Raw genomic sequence first — 14655 nt, 5'->3', positions numbered from 1 at the left:
TCGTCATGTGGCGGCTTGGCGGCGGTGGGCGACGGCGAAGGAGAGCAGGCCCATGGCGAGGGCGATGACGGCGCCGATGGTGTAGAGGCGGGAGATGGGGGTGCCGGCGTCGAGCAGGGGTCCTGCGCCGAAGGCGGCGATGCCGTAGCCGAGCTGGTAGAAGGCGATGACGCCGCCGGCGACGGCGGTGCTGTATGCGGTGAGTTCGTGCTGGCCGAAGCTGATGGTGAGGGGGAGCAGGGCGGAGCAGCAGAGTCCGGCGGCGCCGAAGGCGAGCACGCCCTGGACGCCGGCTCCGGCGGGTAGTGCGGTGATGATCGCGAAGACGCCGGCGAGGGCGAAGGGCAGCAGGTGGTAGGTGGTGCGGGCGGGTAGCCAGCGGGTGATGGCGGCGAAGAGGAGGCGGCCTGCGGTGACCATGGCCCAGAAGGCGGTGAGGGCGAGGGCGGCGAGGGTGGTGCCGGCGGCGAGGCTGCGGGTCATGTCGAGCTGGGCCCAGTTGCCGTTGAGGGTTTCGCAGATGCCGTAGAGGAGGGCGAAGGCTGCGTAGACCCAGTATCTGGCGGGCAGGCCGTGGTGGCCGGTGGTGGGTTCGGCGGTGGTCTGGGCTTGCAGGGGCAGGCGGAGGCTGACGAGCAGGAGTGCGGTGAGCAGGAGGGTGGACAGGACGGGTAGTCCCCACCAGTAGCCGAGGCCGACGAAGAGGGCGACGAAGACGGGGGCGAGGGCGGTGCCGAGGCCGAGGAGGGCGTTGAGGATGAGGACGGCTTTGTCGACGTTGGCGGGGTGGAAGGCGGCGGTGAGGGTGTTGAGGGTGGGGACGGTGAGGCCGAAGCCGGCGCCGAGGAACGCGGTGGCGGCGAGCAGCAGCGGGTATGCGGTGGGCTGGTGCTGGACGGCGGCGCTGGCGAGTAGCAGGAGCATGGAGATGAGGGAGCAGAGCAGGCCGGTGAGATAGAGGGGCCGGGTGCCGTGGCGGCGGGCGAGGCCGGCGCCGGCGAGGCTGGTGGCGATGGCGGCGATGACCTGTGGGGCGAACATGGTGCCGTATTGGGAGCTGCTGAGGCCGTAGTGGTCGGGGTTGGTGAGGATGGTGCTGGCGGCGGGGATGGTGACGAGGACGATGCCCTGGATGACGCCGGCGGTGTTGACGGCGGTGGTTTCGGTGCGGGTCGTCATCGTTGCTCGCGGCGGTTGACGACGGTTTCGAGTGGGGAGAGCTGGGGGCGGAGTTTGCGGCGGTCTTCGGCGCGGATCTGGAAGCGGCCGCGGCCGTAGGCGTCGCGGTGTCCCCAGCGGCCGGGTACGTCGAGCAGGGCGAGGTGGCCGATGCCCATGGGCAGGGCGGGGTCGACGACGAGGTGTGGTCCGACGGCTTGCAGGCCGAGCATGGTGCCGAGGAGCAGGAGTGGGGTGCCGGTGGACCAGGCTTGTGGGCTGCAGGCGGTGGGGTAGGGGACGGGGTATTTGGTGACGGTGCGTTCGTAGCCGCAGAAGGCTTCGGGTAGGCGGCCGTTGAAGTATTCGGCGGCGTCGAGGATGCCGGCGGCGACGCGGGCGGCTTCTTTCTTGTAGCCGTAGCGGCGTAGTCCCCAGGCGATGAAGCTGTTGTCGAAGGGCCAGACGGTGCCGACGTGGTAGCCGACGGGGTTGTAGCGGGCTTCGCCTTCGGCGAGGGTGCGGATGCCCCAGCCGGAGTAGAGGCGGGGGCCGAGGAGGTGGTCGACGATGTGTTTGGCGCGGGTGCGTTCGACGATGCCGCTCCAGAGGAGGTGGCCGATGTTGGAGCCGAGGGCGTCGACTTTGTTGCCGTCGGCGTCGAGGGCGAGGGCGTAGTACTTCTGGTCTTCGATCCAGAAGTCGCGGTTGAAGCGGGCTTTGAGGTCGGCGGCTTGTTTTTCGAGTTGGGCGGCCCAGGAGGGGTCTTTCCAGACGTCGCGGGCGAGGCGGGCGGCGCGGCGTTTGGCGTCGTAGGCGTAGCCCTGTAGTTCGCAGGTGGCGCGGGGGAAGCCGGGCAGGGTGCCGTCGTGGTAGGAGATGGAGTCCCAGGAGTCTTTCCAGCACTGGTTTTCGAGGCCGGTTTCGGGGTTGCGGGTCTGGTACCAGATGTAGCCGTCGCCGCGCAGGTCGGCGTATTGGTCGATCCAGTTGATGGCGGCGCGGGCTTCGAATTCGAGGTCGGCGGCGAGCCGGGTGTCGCCGCTCCAGCGTTCGTATTCGTCGAGCAGGGTGATGAACAGTGGGGTGGCGTCGGCGGAGCCGTAGTAGGGGGAGTGGGGTCGTTCTTCGAAGGCGGTGAGTTCGCCGTAGCGCATTTCGTGGAGGATTTTGCCGGGGTCTTCGTCGCGGAAGTCGTCGATGCGGCTGCCTTGGCGGGCGCCGAGTTCGGCGAGGGTGGTGGCGGCGAGGGAGGGTACGAAGGGCAGGGCTTGGAGGCTGGTGAGGATGCTGTCGCGGCCGAACATGGTCATGAACCAGGGCAGGCCGGCGGCGGGCAGGCTGCGTTTGCCGGCGGTCATGGGGGCGAAGCGCAGGGCGGCGAGGTCGGTGAGGCTGCGGCGGTAGGTGTGTTTGAGGGGTTCCCAGTCGCATTCGAGTTTGGGTGCTTCTTCCAGCCAGCGCTGGAGTTCGGTTTCCATGTCGCGGCGGGTGTGGGCGGTGTCTTCGTCGCTGGTGATGCGGTGGTGGGCGGCCTGGTTGGCGGCCCAGCCCCACAGTGAGGTCTCGACCTGGATCTCGGTGGTCCAGCTGGTGTGGGGGTCGAGGTGGACGGTGTAGGTGAGGCCGTCGTCGTCGAGGTCGGCGGGGCTGGTGGTGGAGATGAGGGTTTCGCGGCGGTAGGTGTCGCGTTCGTAGCCGAGCAGGAGCCGGTGGTCGACGCGGGTGTAGTACTTGCCTTTCTTTTTGAGGTGGTCTTTGACTTCGAACAGGTCGGCGAAGTCGGCGCCGGCGTCGATGCGTACGGTGAGGTCGATGGGGTTGTCGGCGTGGTTGAGGATGGTGAGGGTTTCGCGGAAGCCGTCGACGACGGCGCGCTGGCGGATGACGGAGTAGGTGGCGTCGACGTAGACGGTGCCGGTGCCGGGGACGAGGAAGAACCGGGTTTCGAAGTAGTGCAGGTCGTCGGTGGACAGGGGCCGTAGGCGGCTGCCGTTGACGGTGAGGATCCAGCGGGACAGGTAGCGGGTGTCCCAGGAGAACAGGCCGTTGGGTTCGGTGGGTGAGGCGTCGATGTCGCCGGCGGTGTCGCTGACGACGAACGTGTTGCCGTCCAGGGTGCTGACCGTCGGTGCGGGGATCATCTGGGGTGCCTCCTGGCGGCGGGTTCGGGCATTGGCGGTCTTCCGCCGGGGAACAGCCGTTGCAGCATGGTGATGAGGTGCAGGTCGCCGTCGACGTCGACCTGGCCGCGGAGCATGGCGGCCATGGTGTTGACCTGGCCGGTGACGATGCCGTCGAAGAGTTTCTTGTCGACTTTGACGACGCAGTCGGCGGGTTGTTCGCCGCGGCTGACGTCGACGTGGCCGCGGTTGATGGTGACGCGCCAGTGTTCGCCGCGGCCGCCGTTGCCGGTGAGGTCGAAGCGGATGGTGCCGGTGGTGGCGCGCAGCAGCGGGTAGCGGCCGTGTTCGGCGAGGCCGGTGAAGTATTCGGCGGTGGGGTCGTGGTTCATCGGGCGGCGCCGGGTGCGGTGGTGGCGGCGGCCGGGAAGGTGGCGCCGAGGCGGTGCATGAGGTGGTCGCCGACGCGCAGGGCGTTGGCCATGGCGGTCAGGGCGGGGTTGACGGCGCCGATGCTGGGGAAGCAGCTGGTGTCGACGACGTACAGGTTGTCGAGTTCGTGGGTTTTGCAGTTGGCGTCGAGGACTGATGTGGCGGGGTCGGTGCCCATGCGGCAGGTGCCGGCCTGGTGGGCGACGCCGGCGATGGGGATGTCGCTCTTCATGTAGGCGAAGCGGTGGATGAGGTGGTCTTCGTGTAGCCGCATCGTCTTGAGCATGGATTTGAGCTGGTGGTAGAGCTGTTTGGCGGCGGTGGGGTTGCTGGGTGTGTAGTCGAGGATGATGTTGCCGTCGCGGGCGACGGTGACGCGGTTGCCGGGTACGGGCAGGTCTTCGGTGGACAGCCAGAAGTCGACGGCGTGCCGGGCGACGTCGGCCAGGGCCCATGACGGGGCGAGTTTCGTCGCGAGGGGTTTCTCGCCGCGGTACATGTCGGGCGCGGATTTGCCGATCATCTGGATGTTGCCCATGGGGTAGTCGAAGCCGGGGCCGCGGAAGTAGAAGTCGTTGAGGCCGAGGGTCTTCTGGAAGACGGTGTCGTTGGGTTCGCGGGACAGGGCGAGCACGGCCTGGGACAGGTGGTACATGTAGTTGCGGCCGACCTGGTCGGAGCCGTTGGCGAGGCCGCGTGGGTGGCGGTCGGTGGCGGACATGAGCAGGAGTTTGGCGGTGTTGGCGGCGCCGGCGGCGACGGCGACGATGGCGGCCGAGTAGCGTTCCTCGTGGCCTTCGTGGTCGACGATGACCTGTGTGACGGCGGTGCCTTCGGGGTTGGTCTCCAGGCGTACGACGTGGGCGTGGGTGAGCATGGTGACGTTGGGTGCGGTGAGCGCGGGGCGTACGGCGAGCGTTTCGGCGTCGGATTTGGCGTGCAGGGGGCAGGGGAAGCCGTCGCAGCGGGCGCAGCGGATGCAGATGCTGTTGTTGATGTCGGCTTCGTTGAGGCGTACGCCGCAGGGGGCGTGGAACGGGTGGTAGCCGGCGGCGGTGAGGTCGTCGGACAGTTGCTGGATGCGGGGTTCGTGGCGTAGCGCCGGGTAGGGGTAGGGCGCGGAGGCGGGCGGTTCGGTGGGGTCTTCGCCGCGGTTGCCGTGGACTTCGTAGAGCTGTTCGGCCATGGTGTACCAGGGCTCCATCTCCTCGTAGGTGATGGGCCAGGCGGGGGACAGGCCGTCGTGGTGCTGGATGGCGCCGAAGTCTTCGCGGCGCAGCCGGTAGAGGGCGGCGCCGTAGAGTTTGGTGGCGCCGCCGACGTAGTAGTGGACCTGCGGCTGGAATGCCTTGCCGGCGCGGTCGTACCAGGTGTCGGGGGAGATGTAGCGGTTGTCGATGAACACTTCGGCGGTGTCCCAGTTGGCGATTTCGCGGGGCAGGTAGTCGCCGCGTTCGAGCAGCAGGATGCGCTTGCCGGACGGGGCGAGGTAGCGGGCGAGGGTGCCGCCTCCGGCGCCGGTGCCGATGATGATGACGTCGTAGGCTTCCATCACAGCTCTCCTGTCCGTTCCGCGAGGATGATCGATTCGGCGGCTCCGATGAGCGCCAGGTGTGAGAACGCCTGGGGGAAGTTGCCGAGGTGGCGTCCGGTGTGGGCGTCGTATTCCTCGGCGTACAGGCCCAGGGGGGATTTGACGCGCAGGAGCCGTTCCATGAGGTCGCGGGCGCGTTGCAGTTCGCCGATGTGGGCCAGGGCGGATACGAGCCAGAACGAGCAGATGAGGAAGGTGCCTTCCTTGCCGTGCTGGCCGTCGTCGGTCTGGTCGGTGCGGTAGCGCAGCACGAACCCGTTCTCGGTGAGGTCTTCGGCGATGGCGTTGACGGTCGCGGCGAGGCGTTTGTCGTCGCCGGGCAGGAACCGGAAGTTCGCGGCGAGCAGGGTGGAGGCGTCGAGGGCGTCGGTGTCGTAGTGCTGGCGCAGGACCCCGTCGGTGGTGACGCCGTGGGTGAGGATGTCGTCGCGGATCTGTTCGGCGGTGTGTGCCCAGGTGGGGGCGCGGTCGGCGTCGCCGCGCAGGACGGCGAGTTTCGCGGCCCGGTCCAGCGCCACCCAGCACATGAGCTTGCTGGACACGTAGTGGCGGGGTTCGCCGCGGGCTTCCCAGATGCCCTGGTCGGGTTGGGTCCAGATGCGGGTGGCGGCTTCGGCCTGGGACACGACGAGGGGCCACAGGCGGCGGGGCAGGCGCTGGCTGCGGCGGGTGTGCAGCAGGATCGAGTCGAGGACGGCGCCGTAGACGTCGTTCTGGCGCTGGGAGTAGGCGGCGTTGCCGACCCGGACGGGTCGGGCGCCGGCGTAGCCGGACAGGTCGGGCAGTTCGGTCTCGGTGAGTTCGCGGCGGCCGTCGATGCCGTACATGATCTGCAGCGAGCCGTCTTCGGTGGGTTGCACGTCGGCGATGAACTGCATGAACTCCTCGGCTTCCCAGTCGAGGTCGAGCCAGTGCAGGGCGCGCAGGGTGAAGGTGGTGTCGCGCATCCACGTGTAGCGGTAGTCCCAGTTGCGGGCCCCGCCGGGGGTTTCGGGCAGGGACGTGGTGGGGGCGGCGACGGTGGCGCCGGTGGGGACGTAGGTGAGGCCTTTGATGGCCAGGGCGGAGCGTTGCAGCGGGTCGCGCCAGCGGTGGTCGGGGATGCGGGCCTGGGCGAGCCAGGTGCGCCAGTACCGGCAGGTCGTGTCGACGAGGGCGCGGGCGTGGTCGCCGTCGGCGGGTACGGCCAGCCCGGCGGCCCAGGACAGGGCGCACCACGCGTGTTCGCCGGTGGACAGCAGGTGCCGGGCCCGGACCCGGCCGCCTTCGATGCCGAGGGTGAGGTCGGTGGCCAGGCGTACGGTCAGGCCGGCGCCGGTGGCGTCGGCGGCGTGCCGTTGCGGGCCGGTCATGGTCCATTCGGCGGGGGTGTGGCCGTAGCCGAACACGGGTTCGCAGATCAGCTGGACCGCGACGGTGCCTTCGAGGCAGTGTGCGGTGCGGACGAGCAGGTGGTGGGCGTCGTCGTCGACGGGTGGGCGGGTGTGCGGGTTGATCTCGTCGTCGGGTGGGGCGGGGCCGATGACGAGGGCGTCACGGACCAGCAGCCACCCGGATTTGGTGCGCCAGGTCGTCTCGAGGACGTTCGTGCCGGGCGTGTAGTGGCGGCTGGTCGGGTGGTCGATGTTGTCGGGGCCGAGCCGGAACGTGCCCGCCTCCCGGTCGAGGAGGCTGCCGAAGATCGACGGCGCGTCGAAGCGGGGCACGCACAGCCAGTCGACGGACCCGTCCGGGGCGAGCAGCGCGCCGGTGTGGCAGTCGGACAGGTACGCGTACTCCTCGATGGGCGGGAACGGTGACGGCGCGGCGGAGGAGAACCGGCCGGGCCCGTCGTGTCCGGTGCTCACGACCCGGCCCCGGGTGGGGGGTCGGCGATCCAGGGGCCGCGCCAGCCGTGCCCGGCGACGAGCTTGTCCGCCCCGGCCGGGCCCCACGTGCCCGGTGCGTACGGTTCGACCGGTGACGGGTGGTCCAGCAGCGGCTGCATGATGCGCCACGTCTCCTCGACGCCGTCCTGGCGGGTGAACCGGTTGGCGTCGCCGATCAGGGCCGCGTGCAGCAGCACCTCGTATGGGGTGGGGCCTTCGCCGCCTTCGGCGGCGAACTCCATGTCCATGGTGATCGGGCCGACGAAGTCGGTGTCGGCGCGTTTGGCGTTCAGGCGCAGCCGGGCGCCGGTGGCCGGGTCGAGTTTGATGACGAACTGGTCCGGTTCCGGTGTCAGGCCCGCGAACGCGGGCAGGCCCAGCCGCGGCGGCTGCTTGAACACGACCCGGAACTCGGTCTGGGTCACGGGCAGGCACTTGCCGGTGCGGATGAAGAACGGCACTCCCGACCAGCGCCAGTTGTCGATCTCCAGGCGCAGGGCGGCGTAGGTCTCGGTGGTGGAGCCCTTCGCGACGCCGCTGATGTCCTGGTAGCCGTCGTACTGGCCGCGCACGTACTGGGCCGGGTCGGCGTCGAGCACCGCGCTCCAGAGGGCGAACTGGGCGTTTTTGACCGCGTCGGGGTGCCGCCCGGCGGGTGGTTCCATCGCGCCGCCGGCCAGGACCTGCATGAGGTGGTTGACGACGACGTCACGCAGCGCGCCGACCGGGTCGTAGAAGTGGCCGCGGTCGGCCACGCCGAAGTCCTCGGCCATGGTGATCTGCACGTTGTCGACGTGGTCGCGGTTCCACACCGGTTCCAGCATCCGGTTGGCGAACCGCAGGAACACCAGCTCCTCGGTGCCCATCTTGCCGAGGAAGTGGTCGATGCGGAACAGCTGCGACTCGTCCAGGTACTGGTGCAGGTCTGCGGCGAGGGCGCGGGCCGAGGCCAGGTCGTGGCCGAACGGCTTCTCCACCACCACCCGCCCGCCGCGGGTCAGCCCCGCCTCGGACAGGCCCTTGATGACGGTCGCGAACAGCGACGGCGGGATCTCCAGGTACGACACGGGCGTCGCGGCGCCTTTCGCGGCGGCGGCGACGCGGCCGTAGAGGCCGTCGTCGGTGAAGTCGCCCGACACGTACGACAGGCGCGCCGCGAACCGGTCGAACACCTGCGGGTCGAGCGGCTCGCCGGTGCCCTCGATGCACGCCTTGGCGTGTTCGCGCAGCTTGTCGAGGGTCCAGTCGTCGGCGGCGACGCCGATGATCGGGCAGGTCAGCAGGCCGCGCCGCTCGAGCCGGTACAGCGAGCGGAACGTCATCACCTTGGCCAGGTCACCGGTGATGCCGAAGATGATGAACACGTCCGCGGGCGCGGGCGCGGCCGGTGCGGTCATGGTGTGCTCCAGGATGTGGTGGGCTCGCCGTGTCGGCTCACGCCGCTCATCCTTCCAATATCGGGACTTATCCGGGTGTGATACGGCTGAACGCGCATATCGGCCGCCGGCCGGCTGCGACGATGAGCCCGTGGCCCGTCTGCAGCCGCTCACCCTCGCCCTGGCCCTGACCGCGGGCCTGTTCCTCGGCCCGGCCCCCGCCGTCCCGGCCGCCGCGCCCACGCCCGCGCCGACCCCGGCGCCGTCGCCGCTGCCGCAGGGCGACCAGCCCGTGCACCTGGATCCGGCGGGGTTCAGCAGCCGTGTCGACAACCCGTACCTGCCGCTGGCGGCCGGGTCGCGCTGGAACTACACCGCCTCCGGCGTCGACGGCGACGTGCGTACCGAGATCACCGCCGGGACCGGCGCCCGCCGCATCATCGGCATCGACACCGTGCCGGTGCGCACGGTCACCACCGACTCCGGCGGGGGCGTCCTGCGTGACGCGACCGCCTGGTACGCCCAGGACCGCGACGGCAACGTGTGGCTGCTCGGCCAGGCCGGCCGCGACTACGTGGAGGGCGTGCTCACCGGCGTCGACCGGTGGGAGGCCGGCCGCGACGGCGCCCAGCCCGGCATCGCCATGCCCGCCGCACCGGCCACCGGGCAGCGGTGGCGGATCGCGTACGCCCCCGGCCGCGCCGAGGACACCGCGCGGGTGCTCGGCACCGGGCAGCACGTCAGCGTCCCCGCCGGCGCCTACGACGGCGTGATCACCGTCGAGGAGAGCTCACGGCTGTTCCCCGGCGCGCGCATCGAGCACTGGTACGCGCCCGGGGTGGGCCTGGTGCAGTCGCAGGCCCCAGGGGACGGCGACCGCACCAGGCTGGTGGCCTACCACCGGCCCTAGGCCGCGGCCCGGACCCGGGCCATCGCCCGGAACTCGTTGGGCACCTGCTGCATCACGTGGTCGAACGCCTCGGCGCCCATGTCCTCCCGCAGCGCCGTCAGCACCCCCCGCACCCCCGACTCGGTGTCGCGCTCGTTGAGGCCCGTGCGCTCGTGCACCCGCCGCAGCAGCTCGGGCAGCCCGAAGCACTGCATCCGGCCGTTGCCGTCCACCGGCACCGCGTCGCGTAACCCCTCGTGCAGGTGCTCGACCAGGTAGCGGCGCTCGCCGTTGCTCAGCCGGCTGCCCAGGCACTCCAGCGTGGCCCGCGTCGTGTCGGCCGCCTCCTCGACGGTCAGCCCCGACAGCTCGGCGACCTTGCGGAAGAACTGCTTGTCCCCCATACGTCCCCTCCCAAACTAGCTTCCCCGACAGGTGGACCAACCCCACCCTAAAGCCACATGCCCCCCAAACCCGCCCGTATTCAGTTGATCATGAACTTGTGGGCGTGGTCGGCGGCGTGTCACCACCCCGCCACCGTGATCACCACCCCGGGCGGGCGGCGATCCGGTGTGGAGCCTCGTAGGATCGCGCGGATGGAGGGAGCCGGGCTGTACGCCGCCAACGCCGCGGGCATGTGGCACGCCGCCGGGACGCCGCTGCCCGCCGACCCCCGCTACGCCGGGTTCACCGCGTACGGCGCGCTGCGGATCGTGCTGCGCCGGCCGCTGGGCGCGCCGTCGATCGCCGCGATCGTCGCCGCGCTGCCCGCCGGGCGGATGACCCTCGAAGACCCGTACGGGCTCGCCGCGCCCCAGCAGCTGCCCGACGTCATGGTGCGGCGCATGCCTGTCATGAACCGGTCCCCGCGGCCGCTGCCCGCAGGGCGGCGCGACGGGATCAGCGTCGCGCCCGTCACCGGCCCGGACACCCTCGCCACGGCCGAGCGGGTCATCGTCGACGGGTTCCCGTACCCGCACCTGCAGCCGTGGACCGCCGGGCGGGCACTGTCACCCGAACTGCTGCACGCCCCCGGCTGGCGGGCGTGGCTGGCCCACCGCGACGGCACCCCGGCCGCGGCCGGCTACACGTTCGACGACGGCACCGCGCTCGGCGTGTACTCCCTGGCCACCCTGCCCGAACACCGGCGCGCCGGGCTCGCCCGGGCCCTGCTCACGGCGATGCTCGCCGCGCACCCGCGGCGCACCGCGACCCTCGTCGCCACCGAGGCCGGCCGGCCCCTGTACACGGCGCTCGGCTTCACCACCGTGTCCACCGCGACCTGGTACTTCCGGGCCGGCTGAGCCGCTGCGGGTTTCGCCGAACGCGCGGCACGCCACACCCGGCGATGGCATCCTGAGGTGTCCCATACACAGTGCCGGTCGCCCCAGGGCAGACGGCTCGCGGCGACCGGGCCGCGGCCGGAGGCGCCCGATGAAAACCACCCGAACGACCGCACGTGCCCCATCGGCGCAGGATCAGTACGTCGTCGACATCCTCACCGTCGTCAACGGCGTCCCGCAGCAGTGGCGCGTCGACACCCGCACCACCCTGCTGGAGGCGCTGCGTGACACGGCCGGGCTCACCGGCACCAAACGCGGCTGCGACCAGGGCGCCTGCGGCGCGTGCACGGTGCACGTCGACGGCAACCGGGTGCTGTCGTGCCTGATGCTCGCCGCGCAGGCCGACGGGCGCACCGTCACCACCGTCGAAGGCCTCGCCGGGGAACTGGGCCTGCACCCGCTGCAGGAGGCGTTCCTGCGCCACGACGCGTTCCAGTGCGGCTTCTGCACCCCCGGGCAGCTCATGTCCGCCGCGTGCCTGCTGCGCGAGCCCGGCCGCACCCGCAGCGACGCCGACATCCGCGAGTACATGTCGGGCAACCTGTGCCGGTGCGGGGCGTACGACAACATCGTCGCCGCGATCCGCGACGTAGCCGCGCAGCAGGCCGAGGACGGTGCGTGATGCGCGCGTTCGTCTACGAGCGGCCCGCCGACGTCGAGCAGGCCGTCGCCGCGGTCGCCGCCGACCCGCAGGCGGCGTTCCTGGCCGGCGGCACCACCCAGCTCGACCTGATGAAGGACGGGGTGTGGACCCCGGACCGGCTGGTCGACATCACCCGGCTGCCGCTGCGCGGGATCATGGTCGAGGGACAGCTCATGCGCGTCGGCGCGCTCACCACGATGGAGCAGCTCGCCGCCGAACCCGCCGTGACCGAGCGGCTGCTGATGGTGCGCGAGGCGCTGCTGGCCGGGGCGTCGACCCAGCTGCGCAACATGGCCACCATCGGCGGGAACCTGCTGCAGCGCACCCGCTGCCGCTACTTCCGCGACCCGAGCGTGGCCGCGTGCAACCGGCGCAGCCCCGACTCCGGCTGCGCGGCCGTCGACAACACCGCCCGGATGCACGCCATCCTCGGCGTCGACGAACGCTGCGTGGCTCTGCACGCCTCCGACGTGGCCGTGCCGCTCGTCGCCGTCGACGCGCAGGCCCTGGTCGCCGGCCCCGGCGGGCAGCAGCGGCACATCCCGCTGACCGAGTTCTGGGTCCGCGCCGACGAGGGCCCGTCGATCGAGCACGTGCTCACCCACGGCGAGCTGGTCACCGCCGTGGACGTGCCGCTGCTGCCCGCCGGGTGGCGCTCGGGCTACCTGAAGGTCCGCGACCGGGCGTCGTACGAGTTCGCGCTGTGCTCGGCCGCGGTCGCGGTGCTCATGGACGGCGACCTGATCGCCGACGTCCGTATCGCGCTCGGCGGCGTCGGGTCGGTGCCGTGGCGGGCCCGGCAGGCCGAACAGATGCTGCGCGGCACGCACGTCGACCCGGTCCGGTTCGAGCAGGCCGGGCGGGCCACCGTCGCCGGGGCGTACACCCTGCCCGGGACCGCGTTCAAGGTCGACCTGGCGGTGGCGACGCTGACCAGGCAGCTGCTGGCGATGACGACGGAGGCGAACTCATGACCGCCGTACAGGCACGCCCCGCAGGCTGGGTCGGGCAGGGCGTCGACCGGGTCGACGGGCCGCACAAGGTCACCGGCACCGCGCCCTACTCCGGTGACGTGACGCTGCCCGGGATGCTTCACGCGATGGTGGTCACCGCGACCATCGCGGCCGGGTCGGTGACGAAGGTCGACACGAGCGCGCTGCTGACCCTGCCCGGGGTGCGGGCCGTGTTCACGCACGAGAACTTCCCGCGCCTGAACGCCGGGCCGCAGGTCGCGTTCGGGGAGGCGCCGCCCGCGCCGCTGCAGGACGGCCGGGTCGCGTTCCACGGCCAGGAGGTCGCCCTCGTCGTCGCCGACACGATCCAGCAGGCCGCCGAGGCAGCGCGGCTCATCGAGATCACGTACGCGCCCGAGGCGGCGCTGCTCGACCCCGCGCACGGTGTCGCCGAGCCGCTGCCGTACCTGCCCGACACGCGCCGCGGCGACACCGAGGCCGGGTGGGCCCTGGCCGACGTGCGCGTCGGGGCGGCGTACACCACGGCGGAGAACGTCAACAACCCGCTCGGGCTGATGGGCGCCGTCGCCGCGTGGGACGGCGACCACCTGGACTTCCACGACTCGACGCAGTGGCCGGTCAACGTCCGCAAGACCCTCGCCGCGATGTTCGGCGTCCCCGAGTCGGGGGTACGGGTGCACGCCCCGTACCTGGGCGGCGGGTTCGGGGCCGGGCTCATCCCGTGGCCGTACAAGATGCTCGCCGCGGGCGCCGCCCGCGCGCTGGGCCGCCCGGTGAAGCTGATGCTGACCCGGCCGCAGATGTTCAAGCTGGTCGGGCACCGGCCCGACACCGAGCACCAGGTCCGCCTGGCCGCCCGCCACGACGGCACGCTCACCGCGATCGAGCACCGGGCCGTGTCCCTGGCCTCGCTCGACAAGCCCGCGCTGGGGCTGCTCACCGCCGCGACCGGGCAGGTGTACGCGTGCCCGAACGTGGCCACCGTCGAGCGGACCGTGCGGCTCAACCGCCGCTACCCGTCGGCGATGCGCGGCCCCGGCGAGGCCGAGGGCAACTGGGCGATCGAGACCGCCATGGACGAGCTCGCCTACGAGCTGGGCATGGATCCGCTGGAGCTGCGGCTGCGCAACATCTCCGCAGACAGGCACCCGGGCAGCGGCCTGCCCTGGTCCAGCAACGCCCTGACCGAGTGCTGCGAGGTCGGCGCGGAGGTGTTCGGGTGGGCGCGGCGCGACCCGCGGCCCTCGGCCACCCGCGACGGGCACCTGCTCGTCGGCTGGGGCATGGCCACCGCGTTCTACGGCGCGTACCTGCCCGTGTCCACCGCCCGGATCACCGTGTACGCCGACGGCACCGCCGCGGTGCGCACCGCCGGGACCGACATCGGCACCGGCACGTACACGGTCCTGACCCAGGTCGCGGCGGACCTGCTGGGGCTTTCGCCCCGGCAGATCGACCTGCAGCTGGGCGACAGCGACCTGCCCGACGCCGCCCAGTCCGGCGGCTCCGGGCTGGCCTCGTCGCTGTCGGCGGCGCTGCAGGACGCCGCCGCGAACCTGCGCGGCTCGCTGCTCGGCCTGGCCGGGCCGGACTCGCCGCTGCGCGGCGCGAGCCCGGACGAGGTCACCTGCCGCGACGGCGGCCTGTGCCGCACCGCCGACCCGTCGGCGAGCACGTCGTTCGCGCAGCTGCTCGCCGACGGGGAGCTGACGCAGCTGTCGGCCGAGGGCCACACCCGGCTGCCCGACTCCGCCGAGACGGGGATGCACCAGGCGGGCGGGTTCGGGGCCCGGTTCGCCGAGGTCGCGATCGACCCGATGATCGGGCGGCTGCGGGTGCGGCGCATCGTCACCGTCACCGACTGCGGGCGGGTGCTGAACCCGAAACTGGCCCGCAGCCAGATCATCGGCGGGACCGTCGGCGGCATCGGCATGGCACTGTTCGAGGAGACCGTCACCGACCCGGACACCGGGCGGGTCGCCAACGGCACGTTCGGCGACTACCTGATCGCCTCGTGCGCGGACGTGCCCGACATCGAGGTGCTGTTCGCGGGCGGGCCCGACCGGTTCAGCCCGGCCGGGACCAAGGGCGCGGGGGAGATCGGCCTGGTAGGCGTACCGGCCGCGATCGGCAACGCGGTCTTCCACGCCACCGGCCGCCGCCTGCGCGCCCTGCCGATCACCGTCGACCAGCTGATGATGTGAGCACCGGCCCGGCCAGGGCACTGTTTGCCCCGGCCGGGCCGGTGGGTACGA

At 71.6% G+C, this 14655-nt stretch carries 12 protein-coding genes; 5 read left to right on the top strand and 7 right to left on the bottom strand.

Annotated elements, in window-relative coordinates:
• Positions 1–3: 3 nt before the first annotated feature.
• From Cba03nite_RS08380 to zwf, 6 genes are read right to left on the bottom strand one after another with little or no spacing between them, the layout of a single operon-like run.
• Complete coding sequence (locus Cba03nite_RS08380) at positions 4–1179, bottom strand: MFS transporter (RefSeq protein ID WP_203743766.1); 1176 nt, start codon at positions 1177–1179, stop codon at positions 4–6.
• Positions 1176–3299 (bottom strand): amylo-alpha-1,6-glucosidase, encoded by a 2124-nt coding sequence (locus Cba03nite_RS08375; RefSeq protein WP_203744151.1) that lies wholly within the window; start codon positions 3297–3299, stop codon positions 1176–1178. Before Cba03nite_RS08375 ends, Cba03nite_RS08380 begins: the two co-directional genes overlap by 4 nt.
• Positions 3299–3673 (bottom strand): SCP2 sterol-binding domain-containing protein, encoded by a 375-nt coding sequence (locus Cba03nite_RS08370; protein WP_203743764.1) that lies wholly within the window; start codon positions 3671–3673, stop codon positions 3299–3301. The genes Cba03nite_RS08375 and Cba03nite_RS08370 overlap by 1 nt, the downstream gene beginning before the upstream one ends.
• The gene (locus Cba03nite_RS08365) at positions 3670–5265 is read right to left on the bottom strand and encodes a GMC oxidoreductase (protein WP_203743762.1); all 1596 of its coding nucleotides are present in this window, start codon (positions 5263–5265) and stop codon (positions 3670–3672) included. Before Cba03nite_RS08365 ends, Cba03nite_RS08370 begins: the two co-directional genes overlap by 4 nt.
• Positions 5265–7154: a glycoside hydrolase family 15 protein gene (locus tag Cba03nite_RS08360; RefSeq protein ID WP_203743760.1), complete on the bottom strand. Its 1890-nt coding sequence runs from the start codon at positions 7152–7154 to the stop codon at positions 5265–5267. Before Cba03nite_RS08360 ends, Cba03nite_RS08365 begins: the two co-directional genes overlap by 1 nt.
• Entirely contained in the window at positions 7151–8572 is a 1422-nt protein-coding gene (gene zwf, locus Cba03nite_RS08355; protein ID WP_203743758.1) for a glucose-6-phosphate dehydrogenase, read from the bottom strand. The genes Cba03nite_RS08360 and zwf overlap by 4 nt, the downstream gene beginning before the upstream one ends.
• Before the next feature lie 130 nt (positions 8573–8702).
• Between zwf and Cba03nite_RS08350 the strand changes: the two genes are divergently transcribed.
• A complete protein-coding gene (locus Cba03nite_RS08350) occupies positions 8703–9461 on the top strand; it encodes a hypothetical protein (protein ID WP_203743757.1) in 759 nt (252 codons plus the stop codon).
• Here Cba03nite_RS08350 and Cba03nite_RS08345 read toward each other — a convergent pair.
• Positions 9458–9844, bottom strand: a complete 387-nt coding sequence (locus Cba03nite_RS08345) for a DUF2267 domain-containing protein (protein ID WP_203743755.1) — start codon at positions 9842–9844, stop codon at positions 9458–9460. The genes Cba03nite_RS08350 and Cba03nite_RS08345 overlap by 4 nt on opposite strands.
• 192 nt (positions 9845–10036) lie before the next feature.
• Here Cba03nite_RS08345 and Cba03nite_RS39585 point away from each other — a divergent pair, with 192 nt between their 5' ends.
• The 4 genes from Cba03nite_RS39585 to Cba03nite_RS08325 all read left to right on the top strand — a co-directional run bounded on the left by Cba03nite_RS39585 (position 10037) and on the right by Cba03nite_RS08325 (position 14604).
• Positions 10037–10744, top strand: coding sequence for a GNAT family N-acetyltransferase (locus Cba03nite_RS39585; protein WP_239125563.1), 708 nt, complete (start codon positions 10037–10039; stop codon positions 10742–10744).
• A gap of 130 nt (positions 10745–10874) precedes the next feature.
• Complete coding sequence (locus Cba03nite_RS08335; protein ID WP_203743753.1) at positions 10875–11405, top strand: (2Fe-2S)-binding protein; 531 nt, start codon at positions 10875–10877, stop codon at positions 11403–11405.
• Entirely contained in the window at positions 11405–12400 is a 996-nt protein-coding gene (locus tag Cba03nite_RS08330; protein WP_203743750.1) for an FAD binding domain-containing protein, read from the top strand. Before Cba03nite_RS08335 ends, Cba03nite_RS08330 begins: the two co-directional genes overlap by 1 nt.
• Entirely contained in the window at positions 12397–14604 is a 2208-nt protein-coding gene (locus Cba03nite_RS08325; protein WP_203743748.1) for a xanthine dehydrogenase family protein molybdopterin-binding subunit, read from the top strand. The genes Cba03nite_RS08330 and Cba03nite_RS08325 overlap by 4 nt, the downstream gene beginning before the upstream one ends.
• Positions 14605–14655: the final 51 nt, after the last annotated feature.

The organism is Catellatospora bangladeshensis, from assembly GCF_016862575.1.
In the GTDB taxonomy this organism is placed as follows: Bacteria; Actinomycetota; Actinomycetes; order Mycobacteriales; family Micromonosporaceae; genus Catellatospora; species Catellatospora bangladeshensis.
The sequence above is the reverse complement of the archived record's forward strand: the minus strand, read 5'-3'. Positions and strand labels throughout refer to the sequence as shown.